General features: G+C 42.5%; 16 protein-coding genes. 7 read left to right on the top strand and 9 right to left on the bottom strand.

What is annotated here, in order from left to right; genetic code table 11:
- Window positions 1-60: 60 nt before the first annotated feature.
- Entirely contained in the window at window positions 61-1,416 is a 1,356-nt protein-coding gene (gene gorA, locus IEY48_RS06805; protein WP_188918573.1) for a glutathione-disulfide reductase, read from the top strand.
- Between the two features lie 96 nt (window positions 1,417-1,512).
- On the opposite strand, the gene IEY48_RS06800 is transcribed toward gorA, so the two are convergent.
- Window positions 1,513-2,163, bottom strand: a complete 651-nt coding sequence (locus IEY48_RS06800; protein ID WP_188918571.1) for a TetR/AcrR family transcriptional regulator — start codon at window positions 2,161-2,163, stop codon at window positions 1,513-1,515.
- Window positions 2,164-2,272: 109 nt separating this feature from the next.
- Between IEY48_RS06800 and IEY48_RS06795 the strand changes: the two genes are divergently transcribed.
- Together IEY48_RS06795 and IEY48_RS20405 are read left to right on the top strand one after the other, a co-directional pair.
- Window positions 2,273-3,169: a LysR family transcriptional regulator gene (locus tag IEY48_RS06795; RefSeq protein ID WP_188918569.1), complete on the top strand. Its 897-nt coding sequence runs from the start codon at window positions 2,273-2,275 to the stop codon at window positions 3,167-3,169.
- A 240-nt stretch (window positions 3,170-3,409) separates the two neighbouring features.
- The gene (locus tag IEY48_RS20405) at window positions 3,410-3,601 is read left to right on the top strand and encodes a hypothetical protein (protein WP_229786345.1); all 192 of its coding nucleotides are present in this window, start codon (window positions 3,410-3,412) and stop codon (window positions 3,599-3,601) included.
- An 8-nt stretch (window positions 3,602-3,609) separates the two neighbouring features.
- Here the strand turns inward: IEY48_RS20405 and IEY48_RS06785 are convergent, their stop codons facing one another.
- The 4 genes from IEY48_RS06785 to ardA all read right to left on the bottom strand — a co-directional run bounded on the left by IEY48_RS06785 (window position 3,610) and on the right by ardA (window position 8,320).
- Entirely contained in the window at window positions 3,610-4,737 is a 1,128-nt protein-coding gene (locus IEY48_RS06785; RefSeq protein WP_188918565.1) for a hypothetical protein, read from the bottom strand.
- Between the two features lie 45 nt (window positions 4,738-4,782).
- Window positions 4,783-6,027 (bottom strand): dimethylsulfoniopropionate lyase DddY, encoded by a 1,245-nt coding sequence (gene dddY, locus IEY48_RS06780; RefSeq protein ID WP_188918563.1) that lies wholly within the window; start codon window positions 6,025-6,027, stop codon window positions 4,783-4,785.
- 390 nt (window positions 6,028-6,417) lie between these two features.
- The gene (gene ardB / locus IEY48_RS06775; RefSeq protein ID WP_188918561.1) at window positions 6,418-6,771 is read right to left on the bottom strand and encodes an acrylate reductase cytochrome subunit ArdB; all 354 of its coding nucleotides are present in this window, start codon (window positions 6,769-6,771) and stop codon (window positions 6,418-6,420) included.
- A 28-nt stretch (window positions 6,772-6,799) separates the two neighbouring features.
- Complete coding sequence (ardA, locus tag IEY48_RS06770) at window positions 6,800-8,320, bottom strand: acrylate reductase flavoprotein subunit ArdA (RefSeq protein ID WP_188918559.1); 1,521 nt, start codon at window positions 8,318-8,320, stop codon at window positions 6,800-6,802.
- 305 nt (window positions 8,321-8,625) lie between these two features.
- Here ardA and IEY48_RS06765 point away from each other — a divergent pair, with 305 nt between their 5' ends.
- Both IEY48_RS06765 and IEY48_RS06760 read left to right on the top strand, forming a co-directional pair.
- Window positions 8,626-9,450 (top strand): hypothetical protein, encoded by an 825-nt coding sequence (locus tag IEY48_RS06765; RefSeq protein ID WP_188918557.1) that lies wholly within the window; start codon window positions 8,626-8,628, stop codon window positions 9,448-9,450.
- Window positions 9,447-10,079: a type 1 glutamine amidotransferase gene (locus IEY48_RS06760; protein ID WP_188918555.1), complete on the top strand. Its 633-nt coding sequence runs from the start codon at window positions 9,447-9,449 to the stop codon at window positions 10,077-10,079. The genes IEY48_RS06765 and IEY48_RS06760 overlap by 4 nt, the downstream gene beginning before the upstream one ends.
- Window position 10,080: 1 nt before the next feature.
- Here the strand turns inward: IEY48_RS06760 and IEY48_RS06755 are convergent, their stop codons facing one another.
- On the bottom strand, window positions 10,081-11,610 hold the full coding sequence (locus IEY48_RS06755) for a DUF3612 domain-containing protein (protein ID WP_188918553.1): 1,530 nt from the start codon (window positions 11,608-11,610) through the stop codon (window positions 10,081-10,083).
- Window positions 11,611-11,761: 151 nt separating this feature from the next.
- Here IEY48_RS06755 and IEY48_RS06750 point away from each other — a divergent pair, with 151 nt between their 5' ends.
- The gene (locus IEY48_RS06750; protein ID WP_229780021.1) at window positions 11,762-12,274 is read left to right on the top strand and encodes an aldolase/citrate lyase/malate synthase family protein; all 513 of its coding nucleotides are present in this window, start codon (window positions 11,762-11,764) and stop codon (window positions 12,272-12,274) included.
- Between the two features lie 157 nt (window positions 12,275-12,431).
- Here the strand turns inward: IEY48_RS06750 and ccoG are convergent, their stop codons facing one another.
- From ccoG to IEY48_RS06735, 3 genes are all read right to left on the bottom strand, one after another.
- Window positions 12,432-13,889 (bottom strand): cytochrome c oxidase accessory protein CcoG, encoded by a 1,458-nt coding sequence (gene ccoG / locus IEY48_RS06745; RefSeq protein ID WP_188918549.1) that lies wholly within the window; start codon window positions 13,887-13,889, stop codon window positions 12,432-12,434.
- Window positions 13,890-14,062: 173 nt separating this feature from the next.
- Window positions 14,063-15,505 (bottom strand): sigma-54 interaction domain-containing protein, encoded by a 1,443-nt coding sequence (locus tag IEY48_RS06740; RefSeq protein WP_188918547.1) that lies wholly within the window; start codon window positions 15,503-15,505, stop codon window positions 14,063-14,065.
- Between the two features lie 294 nt (window positions 15,506-15,799).
- Window positions 15,800-16,993: a cyclic di-GMP phosphodiesterase gene (locus IEY48_RS06735; RefSeq protein WP_188918545.1), complete on the bottom strand. Its 1,194-nt coding sequence runs from the start codon at window positions 16,991-16,993 to the stop codon at window positions 15,800-15,802.
- A gap of 422 nt (window positions 16,994-17,415) precedes the next feature.
- On the opposite strand from IEY48_RS06735, the gene IEY48_RS06730 reads away from it, so the two are divergent.
- Window positions 17,416-18,771 carry an isochorismate synthase gene (locus IEY48_RS06730; protein WP_188918543.1) on the top strand — a complete coding sequence of 452 codons (1,356 nt, stop codon included), beginning with the start codon at window positions 17,416-17,418 and terminating at the stop codon, window positions 18,769-18,771.
- Window positions 18,772-18,782: the final 11 nt, after the last annotated feature.

Below are 18,782 nucleotides of genomic sequence, written 5' to 3'. Positions count from 1 at the left end.
GACTAGATTGCAAACTCAATCCCCCCTACAATGGGCGCATTAATCGTATTGGAGAACATCATGGCTCAACATTTTGACTATATCGCGCTTGGCGCAGGTAGTGGCGGTATCGCCTCAGCAAACCGTGCAGCAATGCGTGGCGCAAAAGTACTTGTTATTGAAGCAAAGCACGTTGGCGGCACTTGCGTTAACGTAGGCTGTGTACCTAAAAAAGTCATGTGGTATGGCGCTCACGTCGCTGAAGCCATGAATTTATATGCCAAAGATTATGGTTTTGATGTCACCGTTAATAAATTCGACTGGAACACTTTAGTTGATAACCGCGAAGCCTATATTAGTCGTATTCATGCGGCTTATGGCCGTGGTTTTGAAAACAATAAAGTGACACTAGTTAATGGTTACGGCCGCTTTGTTAATAACAACACCATTGAAGTGAATGGTGAACATTACACAGCGGATCATATTGTTGTGGCCACTGGTGGCGCACCGACTATTCCAGATATCCCTGGTGCCGAATACGGTATCGACTCAGACGGTTTCTTCGCCCTGCGTGAGCAACCAAAACGCGTGGCTGTGGTTGGCGCTGGTTATATTGCTGTAGAAGTTGCCGGTGTATTACACGCACTTGGCAGCGAAACCCATTTGTTGGTTCGCAAACATGCACCACTACGTAATTTTGACCCTATTTTAATTGACGGGTTAGTGGAAGCCATGGCTGCCGATGGCCCGACATTACACACTCATAGCGTGCCAAAATCGGTCAGCAAAAATGCTGATGGCAGCTTAACCTTAGCCCTTGAAAACGGTGAAAGCTTAACGATTGATTGCCTGATTTGGGCGATTGGCCGCTCACCATCAACGGGTAACATTGGTTTAGAACATACCGATGTACAGCTTGATGCTAATGGTTATGTGATAACTGACGAACAGCAAAATACCACTGCAAAAGGTATTTATTGTGTGGGCGATATTATGGCGGGCGGTGTTGAACTGACCCCTGTTGCCATTAAAGCGGGTCGTTTATTGTCAGAGCGTTTATTTGGCAATATGCCAAACGCAAAAATGGATTACAGCCTAATTCCTACGGTTGTCTTTAGCCACCCAGTGATTGGCACTATGGGGTTAACCGAACCTGAAGCTGCTGAGAAATACGGCCAGGACAACATCAAGGTTTATAGCTCTACCTTTACCTCGATGTACACCGCGGTCACCAGCCATCGCCAAGCGTGTAAGATGAAGCTAGTGTGTGCCGGCGAAAACGAAGTGGTTGTCGGCGTTCATGGTATCGGTTTTGGCATGGACGAAATACTCCAGGGCTTTGGTGTGGCGATGAAAATGGGCGCAACCAAAGCAGACTTCGACTCAGTGGTGGCAATCCACCCTACTGGCGCTGAAGAGTTCGTCACCATGAGATAAAGTAAGCTAACCTGAGCTCAGGTTAAGCTATTAAAAAGCCGTGTTAGGATTAACACGGCTTTTTTATTGCAGAAAATCTGCTAATGCATTGCGCGTTTATGAAGATAGTACTTTGCTGGCTTCTTTATCTTGTAACCATTGTAAAAACACTTTTACTCCGGGAGAGCGTTTGTGTGAGTGGCCCATTAACTGGGTCATACCAAAGCTAAACTGATAGTACATTTCGGCATCGTTATAATGCTTTTGCGCATCATCGCTATTAATCATCGCGCCGCGTAAATAATCGCAAAGTAACTCTCCACGATCAAATCCTCTAATTTCACCTATTTCACTGAGCGTCTGTGCATTCCATTGCTTATATTGTGTACTTAAGCGCTCAAAACGTTCACGGTAGTAATCACTGGCTTGCAAGAGTAACGCTTCATTAGGGATCACTCTAGCAATCACAAATGATTGCTCAGATAAAATACGATACAAACGCTCACAATGATGAAATATATAACGTAAATAAGGGTCGCTGTATTGTTGTGTATCTTGTTCAGCTTGCGCTAACCAATAGCGATAATCTGCACACCCTACCGCGACGATAAGATCAGCTTCAGAGGTAAAATGATTATAAATGGTACCTTTGGATATCTGACTAGCTTGCACTAAATGTGAGCGGCACAAATCAAAGGTTTTGTGGCCTTTTAAGCAACGTTGCGATACTTCAATCAGATAGTCACCGCGTTTTTCCCAGCTAGTCATAACAGACTCCAATAAAAATCTCTGTAACTTCACATTTACATAATAACAAGCTTTGTAGCTACCTCATATTGAGTAATACTGATACCACTATGAACTTATTCAATAGCCTATGTTAAAGATTGAATTGTTAGAGAGTTTTATCGCTGTTGCTGAATCAGGTAACTTATCAAAAGCAGCCGATAAAATTTGCCGAACCCAATCAACACTTAGTCTGCAAGTTAAAAAACTTGAAGAAAGTGTCGGCCAATCTTTGCTCATTCGAGACAACAAAGGTGCCACCTTAACTGAGTCAGGTGAAACCTTACTTAGCTATGCCTACAAAATGATCCAACTTAACTCACAGGCACTCGACGAATTAAAAGAGTGTCACAACCGTGAAGTTATTCGCCTTGGTGTGCCAACAGACTTTATAAAATGCTACCTAAACAGCTGCTTATTAGAGTTTATTCGTGAGTTTACCTGTATTGAATTAGTCATAGACACTGATGTAAGCGGTAACTTATACAAGCGGTTACATCAGGGTGAGTTTGACGTAATTGTCGCTACGCATTGGCAATTACCGGTTAATGGTGAGTTGTTATTTACCCGACGCTTTAAATGGGTTGCAGCAGCAGGCGGTAACGCCCATCTACGTAAAACCATTCCGATGGGCTTATACCCTGAAAACTGCCCAATACGGGCACAGGTATTTGCTAATCATCGGTTATCGATGCGCCCTATCAACGTATTACTGTCAACGCCATCGCCACAAGCGCTGTCTATGGCGGTCGAAAATGACTTGGTTGTTGCCCCTATCGCTGAATTTAGAATTAACGACAAAATGCAGGTATTAGACCCACTTGAGCATGGCTTGCCACCATTACCCGTTTTTAATGAGTCGTTATACCTTAATCCTGACACCCAAACCGATGCCACTAAACAGCTAATAGACCTAATTAAAACCAATGTTGAACACAAAGGCTATCAACTGGACAAGCCCATATTGAACATGGTTAAGGCCAGTTAAACGCTTAGGATTGTTTTGCTGCACATTGTTGGTTATTACTCAAATATCACTTCTCTAGCAAAAGTCTTACTGTGTCATTATGCTGCTGACACAGTAACAATAACCAACAATTGCATATCAACCTCTAATTAAAAACTCATCAACCGCTTACAACATTACACTGCCAAACAAAAACGCCATCGATAACAACCATGGCCGATTTTAAAGCAGGCTACCCCAAGCACACAAATACACGCCAACATGACCGACTTAAACGTCGATGCCCATGAAATGTTGCAGGCATCTAAACGACAAAGCCAGCTGAGAATATCAGTTGGCTTTTTAAGCAGTATATCTGCCAAGCAATCGTCAATGAGCCACAATAAAAATGCCAATCAAACGATTGGCATTTACTTGCGTAAGGTTTACTTAGATAACTTTTACTTAAGCTAAATTAACACTTAAAAATAGTATCCAAAGTTTACATTGATGCGATAATCCCAGCCGTCTCCAATTTCTGGTAGGCCGATATGGCCGTTTTCTAACGTTGAAGCGTACATGTTTTTACCCGTGATAAAATCAATCATGGTATAGGTAGGGCCAGACGATAATGCCACACCGGTAACATTTTGATAGCTGTTATCGTAATCGTCATTGTCTACGTCTGGCGTCACAAGACCAAAGTCGTTGTACACTTTGACACTGCCCCAGCTAGTAGTGAAGGTTTTAGCCACATTGACACTGTAGGCTTGCGCTTTTGAAGCAATCTCGTATTGCCAAGCATAAGCCGCTACTGCAATTTTGTTATCATCAAGAGAGTCTGCAGCGTCATATTCATATTGCATCGCCTGAAGCTGAAGATTCCAACCGTTATAGCTACTGTCTAAATGCAGCGCGATTGCATAGCGATCGCCGTTGTTACCTGTGTTGCTATTGTAAATCTGGCCAATCTCAAATGAGCCACCAACAACGGTTTTGCCGCCTTCGTATGCCATTTCATAGGTTTGACGAATATTTAATTGATTGGTTTCTTCGTTATAATATTCAGTGCCGTTAACGGTTCCGCTATACAAATCGGTTGAATAACGCTCATTACGGCTGGCACCGTATTCAGCATTTTTATAAAATGCTAACTCAGTACCCCAACCATTGCTCGAGTAGATGGTTTTCACACCCGTATCATAGTCATCTTCAAAGCCTAAATAATACGGTACGCCAAACCAAAAACTATTTGAAATAAATCCTGGGTTACCAAAAGGCACCTGGTTTATACCAAACTGAATTTGCCATTCTGGTGAGTAGTCATAAAAAGCATAACCATACCGTAATGCCTCCCAACCATCATAAAAACGATATTCAGATGCTAACCCCCAATCACCTAATTTACCGTTAAACTTAACTGATGCCATTTCAAATGTTAAGTCACCTGATTTATCTTTTGAGTTTTCACTGTATTCTTTATATGAATAATTAGCTCTTAATGTTCCAGAAACATCGATTCCATCTTCAGCATCTTGTGCAGCAGAATAAGTAGAAACCAAACACAGTGACACTAAGGTTGATAATAAAGAAAGCTTTAGTAATTTCATTATAATTTCCAATTTAATTTTAAGTAATAATTTATAAAACAGTCGTTACCATTTCTTTTTGGTTAAATCACATTGAATAACTTCATCTTTATGCGCTGGAGTGCCTGGATTTTTAGCTGACTCACACAATAATGTTGTACCGTAGTCATTACGTTTGTCGTCGGCGTTACTTCTTGCCCACACAGAAACGATTGCACGTTCTTCTGGTTTGGCTTCACAGCTGCCATCAACCTCAAACGCATGAATAGTGTTTTGATGGAAATACATCAACGGATCAATATCCGCGCTGCCAGACAACCACATGGTGTGACCATTGTGTTGACCCGCATCAAACTGCACTTGTCTCATTTTATCGTCTTGCTTAACGGTAGTGAGTAATGGCGAATCTTCACGCACTGCAAAGCTCTTAAATTCATTGGCGCATGCTGGTACACGCATGTTGTAATAAATTTCAGATATTGCATGGTTATGATATGGATAAAGGGTATCGACCGACTGTACGGTCATGCCAATTTCAGCGCCCACTTTTTGGTTGTTAATTTCGTCGATGCGCAGTAACCCCCAGTGACCAAAGATTTCGGCATAAGCGTAACCACCGCGTATGTTGTTGTAGTTTTTGTCATTACGTTTACTTTCTTCGGCATACATTGGGAACCAACCCGCCGCGGCCCATAAGTTAGGCAAGGTGTTAGCACTGATGTCGGTAGGAAATGCAGAAGGCATTTTAATTTCGTCACCTGTCACCATTTTGGTAAAGTTTTTAGTAAATTCTTTACCCAATTTACGCACATCTTTATTGGTGACTTTGGTGTCAAAGAAGGTATCGAATGTAGTGCGATTAAGCCATTTTGCAACGGGGGATTTTTGCGCTAGCTCTCCACCTGGACTATAAATCCAATTTACATCTTCACGAGCACCAAAACATTTTTTAGCTTCGGTTGAGTTATTAATCACTTGGTAAATATTTTTAACTAATAGCTTCATGTCTCGACGATCCATGATGCACATATTCTTACCGCCTTCGGTAGAGTCATACATGGCTTCGTCTGAGTTTAAGCATGGACCGTTTTCGCTATTGGTTAATGCAACGGCATAAGATTGTAAATATTGCAGAGTTTCATCCCAAAGAATATCTACATACTTTTGATCTTTTTCAGAATACTGAGGTGCGTCCCCTAAACACGTAAACTCAGCATTATTAATATCATTTGCATCTAAAAAGCTAGGTAACTCAGCAGACACAGCTGAACCCGATAACATCATCATCATGAAAAGTGCATTATATTTCATATCATTTCTCTTTATTTATATTTTTAAACAAGACAAATGGTACAGATGGAATTAATTCCAAAAATTTAAACAAACCATGTTTAAACAATAATTAAACATAACAAAACAAATTTGTGAGCCAAACCCACTTCAATAAATAAAAGTGGTAATCACATCCAAATAAGGAAAATGAAATTTATCAACCATTAATAAACCACAACATTAAATAGTTAAAAGTAAAATAATAAACAAAACGCCATGAAGTAATAAAAATATAAAAACACAAACATACACAGTGTTATTTTATAAAGCATTAAAAGTTAATAGGTAATAAGTTTGAGAGTAAAACAAAAAAGCCACACGTTGATTAATAACATGTGGCTTTATTAGTAATTAAATAATTACTATTAATTATCCTTTATGCTTGTCATATTTAAACGTATGACAGTTGCTGCATAATGGCTGCTTAGTTTTATGCTCTGAGTGACACTCTTGGCAAGGTAAATCTTTACCATAGTGAAGGTTGTTATGTGGGTTTTGCCACTTATCTTCTTCACTTCTAGCCGTTTGTTTTGCTAGGTCATCAACATCATGACACTGTAAGCAAGACTCATCAGATGGGAACTGCTTGATGCCATTGTCATGACATGCTTTGCAGTCTTTACCGATAACGTCTTTGTGGTAGTCGCGGATTTCAACCGCTTGTACTGATAAACTGGTTAATCCAAGTAGTACCAGCGCAAGTATAATATTAAAATTTTTCATTAATGATTCCTCTTGTTTACTGGTCTATTTACGCTTTCATGATGCTGCGTGCGGCTGTCATACCCATCACCATACACTCAGGAATTGAACAACTACCTAAGCGGCTGACGCCATGAATACCACCACAAACTTCGCCTGCTGCATAAAGGCCTGGAATTGACTTACCAGTAAAGCTGTCTTTTACTTCCGCTTTAACATTAACCTGAACACCACCTTGGCAATAGTGCACTTTTGGCCATAAACGAACCACGGTAAATGGTGCTTCGATATACTTATCTTTAGCCTTGGTCATGTTTTTGCCAAACTGCTTATCTTCACCAGATTTCACATAGCTGTTGTACTCTTCGATTTGTGCTTTTAATGGTTTTAGCGGCACGTCGAAATGCTTAGCAAGTTCTTCAATGGTGTCGAATTTCCAGCCGACATTGTACTTAATCACTTTTTTAGTGTTTGGATGCTTTTTAGAATCCTTGTAGCTAGTGATTAAGATTGGAGGTAATGCTTCGCCTTTTTCATTGCGGCACGAAAGCTCTGCATCGGCACGAGTCTTACGGTCAGCAATTTCGTTCATAAAGCGCTTACCGGTTAGACGGTTAACAGCCATTGAATGAGGGAAGTTATAGATAGAGTAGTTAGACACATAACCAAAACCACCTTCATCAGGTGATGCCCAAGGGCCAGACTGGATGTGTGCTAAATGCACAGGAATCGCACCTAGACGGAACATTTCAAACATGCCTTCGCCTGTTGCACCTGGAGCATTTGTACAACCAACTTCAGCTGTTAATGTTGGATCTTGCGCCATACGTAAATCAACGTTTTGACCAAAACCACCAGTCGCCATAATCACACCTTTTTTGGCGCGAATATTTAATACTTCACCAGGCTGATCTTCATTGAAGTGGTAGTTAGTACGCATTTTAACACCAACAACTTTGCCATCTTTGCCGACTAGGAAGCCTTCAAATTTTGAACGGTTGTGAGTATTAACACCAATACGCTTACACTCTTTATATAGCGGTTGAGTAATACCAGCACCACAGCTAACTGTAGTTTGGTAAGTACGTGCTACTGAGTGACCACCTAGTTGCTGTAAGTACGGATGGTATTCAGAACCTGCATCTAGTGTCATTTGTAATGCTTCTAGTGCATGTGATGCCACATGGCGTAATAAGCCTTCGTCTGCAATACCACGGCCTGAAGCTAATTGGTCATTAACCATTCTTTCTACAGAATCGTCAACGTTTTCTTTCTTTTGCATTGGTGTACCTGGCGCAGCAAATAAGCCACCGTTAATTGCCGAGTTACCACCAAAATATGACATTTTTTCAAAAATATGGACATCTTTAGCACCAAGCTTAGTTGCTTCAATTGCAGCAGCTAAACCGGCAAAGCCAGAACCAATAATTACGACTTCGACTTCTTTGTCCCATTTAACACCGTCAGCCTTTTCAGACACTGCCATTGCAGGAGCTACCATTGCTGCACCAGCAGCAACACCAAGTCCAGCAATAAACTTACGGCGCCCCAACAGATCTACATTGCTCATAGGTCATCACCCTTTTTTGTATAATTGACCGAATCATCATAACGATGGAATCAATTCCAAAATGGGAACCACTGTTAATGTTTGTTTAAAAGATAGCTCAATGTTAACTAATCAATTGTAGGTATAACTTTACAGAAAATTGTTAACTAATTGATATTTTGGAATGCAGTCCAATATGTGCGACTGGTTTTTTGTACTGCAAATCGTTAACATATTTGCCTGAGGACGACCTCAACCTAAAATATGGCTTAGGACTTCACCCGGGGACGGCCCCATCTGTTCAGTTTCAGACAGGAGCCACCACCATGCTGTTTTATCCAAAATACACTGCGATGTTATCTTTACCTTTAAAGAAACTTGGCAAAATTTACCAGCCTATCTCTTTGATTAAAAAAGCTTATAAGGTCATACCTTACTTAATGTTGGCGTTGAGCTTATCAAGCATAAATAGCCATGCAACAGAGCAGCAAGATCACAGCCAACATGCAGAGCATCCAGTAAAGATGGGCTTACATGGTATGTTGTTATTTGGCAGTCAATATGGCCTTTTTGCCTCACATTTGCCTATGTTTCATCAGCCGCACAACGCGCAAGTTGTGTATCAATTGTCGTTTGCGGACCCAAAAATCCAGGCCGAAGTCATTAAGGGTATTCGGGCGTCAGCTAATAGTCATGACCCCGTTTGGACCATAGTACCTACCACTTTTGATTTATCACTATTAGACCCACAGCACCCACAAAGCATCACTCAACTGACGGTAGATGTGGTTAAAGGACACTTTGAACGCGGTGGTGAAATGCAATGGCAGGCGCAAACAATCAATGTTGATAAAATGGAACTCTTTACTCTATTACCCCTTGAAAGTGGTTTAGCTAAAGAGGCGAACAACCATTACTTTAATCTCAATTATCAACCAAATGACAAGGTGCAGTTTTTAGTTAACACACTGACGTCTCGCCCTGATGCTGACCATATTGTGCGTCTTGATGAGGTAAATGCCTCTTTGCCTAAAACGGTAACACTCGCCGCAAAGCAGCACTTATTTAATACTGAAGCGCAATTATCATCCGCGTTACCCGATGTCACCAATGTGCAACGTATTTACCTTGAACTCGGTGAGTTAAAATGAGCCAATGCACTCTCGCCGTATTTCAGCATCACCCCGCTGAAGGAGTCGGGCGCATTGCAGTATGGGCACAACATCACAACATTAAACTGGATTGCTTTTATGCACCGGAGGATTTTCCAGAGTCACTGGCTAATTATCATGGTTTGATTGTGTTGGGCGGGCCAATGAATGTGGCTGATAACCCGCTATGGATGCAAGCTGAAGCTGAATTGATTACACAAGCGTTAATATTACAACGCCCGATTTTAGCCATATGCTTAGGGGCGCAATTACTGGCGGCTCAACTTGGCGGCCAGGTCATTGAAATGCCAGCACCGGAACTGGGCTGGCAAGATATTACCTTTAATGACGGCAGCGTATTAACGGTTCCGCAATGGCATGAACAAGCCATAACCTTGCCGCAGCATATTGCAGTATTGGCCTCAAGTGAACAATGTCCGGTACAAATGTACCGCCACCAGCATGCCATTGGTTTGCAATTTCATCCTGAATGGGATGCAAAACAAATCGAGCAGCTGGCTGAGTTTTTTGCTGATGAGTGCCCAATAACCACGGGGCCACACACTCAACAACATCAAACCCAACTCGGCCAATTTTTATTTGAGTTACTTGATGCGCAATTTGTGTGAATTAATTATCTTCACACAGGTTTCGCCCAGCTGCATAACAACTTGGCTGGCGCGGACATACAGCGCCACGCGAACAAATTAACCTTGCTTCGTTTTTAATCCCGCGCTCAATCCAATTAATATTGAGGATTTTCGCCACGCTGGTGAGGTCTTTTTTAATGTGTTTAGGGATGTCAATTGAGCCGCCATTGCCAGCACAGGCTTGTTTTAAATCGTTGGCAATCGACTGCGCATCTTTGCCTTGCGCCTCAATTGCCGGATTGAGATCAATACCGGCACACAACACATGTGGGTTACCCGCCGAGTCATCGACTTTGATCGACTCACAACAATAAATCCGCGGTTCATTACCGACATTTAAAATTGATATCTGCGCCGAGGTACCTTCTGTTGGCTCACTGATCATTCTAAATACAGCCCAATGCTGACACGGATCTTCTACAAGGCGCATATTACCCCATGGCAGTGGAATACCATTACCGCGATATACGGCTTTAAGCTTGCCAGGTGCATAAGCATCAAAGTAATGCCAATGAGTATAAGGTGACACGACCGTCATGCGGCGCATGGCCACCGAGGCCGAAACTTGCAATTGTTTATGCACGCTAATTTCGTAGCCGTGACGGTCAAGCAACTGCCGGTAAGGTACTTTAGGGCACAATAATGCACCGGCAAAAAAGCTTGATTCAAAGTCTCGCCAGGCATGCAAAATGTCTTGGGCATTAATGTTATTTGATTGCGGTGCATAGGCGTCTTCAGAGTCTTCTCTGCGCCCCGACATCATGACACTCTTTAGTCCGTCTTTGTTGTGTAATACACAATGGCCAATATGCACGGCTAGGTCATATTTAAGACGGTTAGGTCTCGTTTTTAAAATATTGCTAACGTAAATAGTGCCAGGCGGTTCAAAAAAGGAGGTGACTAATTGTTTGGAGCTCATGCCCCTTTCGTCCATCACTTCTTTTGGCGCACGATCAATCCACTTAATTTTTAGCCCCATGCCTTTGGCAATATCCATGATGTCTTCAATGGCTAGCGGCATACGCTTTAAGCCCACCTCTTCAGCGGCGCGCTCAAGATCAGGAAAGTGGTTTTGGTGATGTTCCTGGTGTGCACGAATAAGCAAGTGGGCAAACTGACGACCACTGGTACCGGTTTGCGATAACATTTCAGGAATGGCGATTTGCAAAATATCATTAGAAAACAAAAAGCTTGGTTCGAGCGGCATACCGCTAACCCCGCCTTTGTTGCCTTTTTCTGGCGTAATCGCTTCATCCTCTGGCACATCATCAAGGAACCAATCAACTTCTTTTTGAAAAACTGCGGCAATAACAGCCAACATATGGGCACTTGGAACCCGTTTTCCGCGCTCTATCATCGATAAGTATGACACCGAAGGCGCGTTACTCGAGTCCACACGTACACAACGTGCTGACAAGTCTTCCATTGTTAAGTTATTGCGTTTACGCAAGTTTCTTATCTTTGTGCCCAAAAAATGGGTCTTTCGCATTAAGCTTTTTTCATTTCTCATTTTGTATAATTCACAGTGTAAAATTTTTATTGTGAAATTCTTTGTAAAAATAGCATAGACTAAAAATCAAGCTGGTAACAAGGCTTAATAGTAAACAAATAACAAAATTAATTTCTGACCTACAACACAAGAAGAGGATAAGGCGATGAATATGTCTACTCAAGCAAGCAATACAGCCACCCAAAACCTTAACCGCTTCATCGGTGAGCAATTTGTGGCGACAACGAACCAACAAGATCGCAGCACAAATGCAAAAGACTTTTTGGATGCACAATTCCCATTAGCCAATGGTTCACATCAAGATGTGTGCAGTTACGTGGTTTACTACAACCACTTACTGGCCTTCTTAAAAGATGGCACCCAGTGTGGCTTACAAAATCCATGTCAATTTGTGGCGCTAACGGGCCACAAAAATGAGCCGACCTCTGTGGTATTGAAAAACAACGATACCCATGTAGAAATTTGTTTTGATCGCCTTGGTACCTTAGGGGCAACAGACAGTGCGCATATTGAAGATATTCAAGTCTCTATGCCGATTAAAAACTTACCGACACCTTACAAACAGTGGATCAGCTTATTACACACTAGCTGCCAACCTACTGAAGGTAACTGCAAGGTATTTACTGCTAAAGATGGCACAGACTACGCTTTACATCAGCGTTAATGCATACTTAAGGTGATGCATGCCCAAAGCGATAAATAGTCGACACAGTAATTTGTGGTAATACATTGCGAGTATCAAGCAGAAAAGGCTTCTCCCATTTAATCAATGTGAGAAGCCTTTTTGTTATTGTGTTAGTTGTAAATTGATGACTTGATGATTACGGCCAAAAAAAGCGTGATTGCTGCGTCACCTGATTTTCTGGCTCCACAGGGGTTAAGTTAGCCACACTGTTAATTTGAGTCACACTAAATTGCAGTGTTTGCTGGCTTGTGTCATCAACGCGATCACTACGACGACCGCTAACCGTAATGGGATAATCTAATTGTTCGCCAGGTTTTATCTGCACCACAGTGTCGGTCACTATGGTCAACGAGGGCGTTTTATTACTGCGCACTGCAATTTGATATACAGCTGCTTGTTGAGTTTTATTACGAATTTTAAGCTGATAGCTGTTTTCAACCCTATCGACACCCACTTCACGGTACAAGGTTTGACGATCGCGGATGACATTAAGCTGAATATCACTCATTTGACTTAAATCGATAATAATTAATCCAATCATTATTAGCAGTGCGCTGGCATATCCTAGGGCTTTGAGTGAAAACACACTGGCTTTAGGCTGACCTTTTAAGGCGTTTTCGCTGGTAAAACTGATTAAATTGGGTGCATAGCCAAACTTTTCCATGGTTTGATTACAGGCATCAACACAGGCACCACAGTTAATGCACTCGTATTGCAAGCCGTTACGAATATCAATACCTGTAGGGCAAACATCGACACATAAGTTGCAGTCAACGCAGTCACCTAACGCTGTTTTTTGGGCACGTTTACGCGGCCCACGAGACTCGCCGCGCGCCGCATCATAACTCACTGTTTTGGTATTAGCGTCAAACATCACCGCTTGAAAGCGCGAGTAGGGGCAACAATGCAGGCACATCATTTCACGCATCCAGCCGGCATTTAAATAAGTACAAATGGCAAAAAACCACACCCAGGCACCGGTCCAAAAACCACTGCTTGCAGTAAAAATATCAATATACAGTTCACGCGCAGGCATAAAATAGCTGATAAACCCGCAGCCCGTAAGCAACGCAAACACTATCCACAGCGCATGCTTAGTGAAACATTTACGCAATTTACTTAACGTCCATGGCGCTTTGTCTAGTGCAGCTCGATGATGATGGTTACCTTCAATGTTGGCTTCAATCCACATATAGATAAATGTCCAGGCGGTTTGTGGACACAAAAAACCACACCACACACGGCCCCAATATACGGTAACAAAAAACAACGCAAACGCAGCCGCCATAAAAAACCACGCTAATACAGTAAAGTCCTGTGGCCATAAGGTGAGATTAAAGAAAAAGAATTGCTGCTCGGTGACATCAAACAAAATCGCCTGGCGGCCCTGATAGTTAATAAAAGGCAGTAAAAAGAATAACGCGATGAGTAAGGTATTGCTGTGCTGACGCAAACGTTGAAAAACACCCTTTTGTTCACGCACATGTATTTTTGCTGATGGCGTGGCAATTTGAACCACCGGAATGCGCTGCGAAGCATTGATTTTAGCGCTAGATTGAGACGCTGATGCAGTTTGAACTGATGAGTTGGGCATAACTGGTTTCCTATAACACGGTATTGCCCTGCTATAGCAAAGACTAAGCCAACTAAAAACAGAACCTAACGAGCTGATTTTAATCGGTTTATGCTTTTAAACGCTCACAGGAAGTCACGATATATCGTGTAAATGGCGATATATCGCGATGACAATTCGCGTCATAGATTTGTTTATCGGGTTATGGCGAGTTTTTTCATACGCGAGCGCAACGTACTAGCCGGCATATTCAGCATGGCAGCAGCACCTTGCGGGCCTGAAATTCGCCAATGCGTTGCGTTAAGCGCAGTCACTATGTGCGCAGCTTCGGCTTCTGCCATGGTTAATATTGTCGTGGTTGACGGCGCTGATACCAATGCCGGCAAGGTATTAAATGACAACTGGCCATTTGGCGACAAAATGATTTCTCGCTCAATCAAGTTTTGAAGCTCTCGCACGTTACCAGGCCAGGTGTACTGTTGAAGTTTTTTAAGACCTTTACTACTGACCTTGGTGATTTTTTTACCTAGCTTTTTACCCAGCGATGCCGCTAAGTCGCTCACCAACTGTGGGATATCTTCGCGGCGTTCGCGTAATGGTGGCACGGTAATCGGAAATACATTTAAGCGATAATATAAATCCATTCGAAATAAGCCTTGTTCTACTCGCGCGGCTAAATCATGGTGAGTTGCCGCAATTAAACGAATATTCACGCTGATCGTTTCGCTACTGCCGACCCGCTCAAAGCTTTGCTCTTGAATAACCCGTAACAGCTTTGATTGGGCAGATAAACTCAGCTCGGCAATTTCATCTAAAAATAAACTGCCATTGTGGGCCAGCTCAAAGCGACCTTTACGCCGCGCGGTTGCACCAGTAAATGCACCTTTTTCATGGCCAAATAGCTCACTTTCTAATAACGCACTGGAAAAAGCCGCGCAGTTAACACTGACCATGGGCTGATCTTTACGGTGACTCAAGCGATGTAAACTGCGAGCCACTAACTCTTTGCCTGTGCCATTTTCGCCGCAAATCAGTACCGTGCTGTCGGTATTGGCCACCAAATTAATTTGTTGGATTAACTGCTTAATCGGTTGGCTATTACCTGAAAGGCCTAACGCGCCTTGCTGACCTTGTAGCTCTGTGAGTAAGTATTGGTTTTCTGACGCGAGGCGTTCAGACAATGCCTGCACCTGTGCCAATGCTTGCCTCAGTGATTGTTCGGTATGCTTTTGCATGCTCACATCACGAAATATCGCGATTACACCAACCAGCTTTTGCTGATGGTAAACCGGGGTTGAGCTGTAATACACCGGAAAACTGCTACCGTCTTTACGCCAAAAGACATCATCAGATACCTGGCGCGGAATGGCGTCATGCAAAGTACGATAAATCGGGCAATCATGTTGCGGGTAATGACTGCCGTCGGCATGGCTGTGATGATGACAATCGTGAATGTTTTTACCAATCAACTCTTCACTCTTCCAGCCGGTCATTTGCTCTGCCGCGGGGTTGATAAACACCGCATTGCCGTCTAAATCAAAACCATAAACGCCCTCGCTCATGGCGTTAAGCAGCAAGGTGTTTTCAGGTAAAAAATGCCTTGAAGTTGGCAATTGGTTGAGGGGTAAATCAGTCATATAAACCACAGCATTAAACAAGTATGGGTTTAGTATAACTAAGTCACGAAATATCGCGACCTGTATTCAATGATATTTTAATCCCCCTTATTCTCACGAGAAGGTAGGCTAAAATGAGACAAACACAAAAGATGCATTAGGTGCGCCACTGCATTCACAGATATTGATGAGAATTGTTCTTTAGAGGGGAGTCATTTGAATGGGTTAGTACAACATACTGAGCATACCGGTTATCGAACGCTTAATTAACGCGATATCAATATCGCAGCAAGCCATCTTGCTGCGATAAATGCATTAATAAAAAGGAGTTGGATCGACTTCAAGTGTCCCCGGAGAAACGCCACGCTCAATATTGATATCCACTTTGTGTATATCAACTAGCGCGACCTCGGTATAGCGTTTATGTTTTAGTGAATAAAAACATTTTACGATGGGATGTAATGCATCACGACCTTTGGAATCCCACACTATGCCGACACGTTCGTCAGATAATTGCACCAACGAGCCAACGGGGTAAATCCCCACACAACGTATAAATTCATACACCAGTTTTTGATCTAAATGAAATGGCGTTAAACTCAATAAAATTTTAAATGCTGCCGCTGGACTCATGGCTTCTTTGTAACAACGAGTCGCAGTTAACGCATCAAAAATATCCACAATGCAACTCATACGGCCATGTTGAGGGATTTGAGATTCAGTTAAGCCATTAGGGTAACCTTTGCCATCAAGCTTTTCATGATGCATTAAACACACATCTTTACTCACTTGCGACAAGCCTTGAGTTTCGTTCATGATTTCCATTGCATACACTTGATGCAACTTCATGTGTTCAAACTCTTCTGGCGTCAGTCGCCCTGGTTTATGTAGCACTTCATTGTCGACTTTAATTTTGCCAATATCATGCAAAATACCGCCTACGGCCATTTGTTTGATCAATTCGCGATCAAGGCCTAAGTGTTTACCAAAAGTCACTAATAAAAATGCGACATTAATTGAGTGTTCAAGCAGATAGGCATCTTTGGTGCGTAGTGCAGAAATACACTTAAATGCATCGGCATCGGCTATCACCGATTCAATCATTTTGTCTGCAACATCTTCAATTTGGCCGACTTCAATGGCTTTGCCCTCGAAGGTTTCAGACATCACTTTTTTGATTAAGCCTTTCGCCTCAGCAAGTAGTTTTTTGGCTTGAGATTGCTGACCATCACGGCTAACAGTGGCTTTGCGTGCCAATGGATTAGTGGGGCTATTCGATTTGTTGGCTTTTTTTAAGCCGCAATTATCTGACGAGCGCTCAACATCGACCCATACCGTGGTAATGTTGTTTTTTTTCAGCTTAACAATGGCATCACGGTGCTTAATTTGACCGGGATTGCGAATATCAATTTTACTTTGTTGGCGATCAATCGCGGTAACAAACATGCCCAGGGCAAGCTTATCGACAGGGATCTTTATGACATTGTTTGATTCAACAGAATCACTCATGTACACGCACTCCGGGAAGAAAAACTTAAATAGTGTGATCTACATCACGCAAACTCTCACGTCATTTTGACTTAATTTCTCTTATTAGACTACTGATTTAATGTACTTATCAGCGCATATTCTCAAGAAATGTGAGCAACTCTTTATAAATCACTATTTTACAAAATAGGCTTTATTGACTCTCTATAGCTAGCAAATCTCGGCCAGCAGGTTTACTTGGGCCGCTTGAGCTATAAACCATTAAAAAAGTATATACTCATTCGTACTCAAATCACGGGAGTGTCTTTTTCTGCATGTCACCATGAAGTTGACCATACGGTTATATTAGTAATTCAGATCACACGATTTAACCTTGCTAATTGACAGTATTTCATCACTTTATTACCGTAAAGCTGATAACTCTACTCGTGAGGAAATTCTACTTGGGTCACTTCTTCGAAACACATTTCAGCGAACTGATTACTAAGCTTAACCAGCTGAGTAAAGTTCCTGCACGAGAAGCGATTATTCAACTGTCGGTAGAAGCACCTGCGCTACCGTTATTGTCGTGGCTGGCTGCACAGCAGCAGTTTCCCAAAATATACTGGCACGGTAGAGACAGAGACGAAGATGTTGCCGCCATTGGCGCCTGTAAAAGCTTCTTTTTTGAAGACCAAGTAGACGACAATGCTTTAGCGAAAATTTATCAACAGCAGCGCAATAAAACCAGTCAACAAGACATCCGTTATTACGGCGGTTTGGCTTTTGACCGCACAGTAGAATGCTGGCCTGAATTTGGCCGTGCCCATTTTGTGTTACCAAGAATAGAGTTACGCCGCCACGGTAATAAGCTTAGGATTTTGGTTAATCTTAATTTTGAGGACACAGATCCTCAACAAGAAATTCAAGCTGCACTAAGCGCAATAGCACAAGTGCAAAAGCCTAAACCTTTGTCACCACCTCATAAAATGACATTAATGGGCCGCAGTGATTTACCCCATTATGAGCGCTGGGAAGAATTAGTTAATCAAGTCACCCAAGAAAAGTTTAACCGTACTACGCCAAAAGTGGTGTTGTCACGCCACACTCAAATTGATGTGAGTGACGATATTGACCCCTGGACAGTATTAGCATGCTGGCAAGGCAGAAACCCCAACAGTTTTCAGTTTGGCTTTCAATTTAGTCCAGAACGGGCATTTATTTCATGCTCTCCCGAGCGGTTATATCTTCGTCGACAACAAGAGTTATTTACCGAGGCGCTTGCTGGCACAACGGTGCGCGGACTCAATCCAGAAGAAGATACCTTACTCGCACAAGCGCTATTGGACGACATTAAAAACAGCCATGAAAACCAATTGGTGAGAAAGCACATTGTCGATGTGTTAACGCCACTAAGCCAATATATTGGGGCTGACGAACAACCTAAAATCTTTAAACTTAATCATATTCAGCATTTGCATCGCTCCATTCGCGCACAACTACAGCCTGGGGTCAGTGATTTCGAATTATTACGCGCACTGCATCCCACTCCTGCCGTTGGCGGGCTGCCTCGCGAAGCAGCACTAAACTTTATTCGTCAACGCGAGGGTTACGCTCGGGGTTGGTATGCGGGTGCTTGTGGTTATTTTAATCGAAATGAATCTGAGTTTTCGGTCGCTATTCGTAGTGCCTTAATAGAGCCAAGAAGAATCAATTTATTTGCCGGCGCAGGGATTGTAGCAGGCTCAGATCCGCTCGCTGAATGGCAAGAATTAGAAAATAAATTGGCCACTGTGTTGGCCATTTTAATCGACTTTTAGCCACTGTTTAA

The sequence above is a fragment of the Shewanella saliphila genome, assembly GCF_014648295.1.
GTDB lineage: Bacteria > Pseudomonadota > Gammaproteobacteria > Enterobacterales > Shewanellaceae > Shewanella > Shewanella saliphila.
Note: the sequence above shows the minus strand (reverse complement) of the source record. Positions and strands in the feature narration are given on the sequence as shown.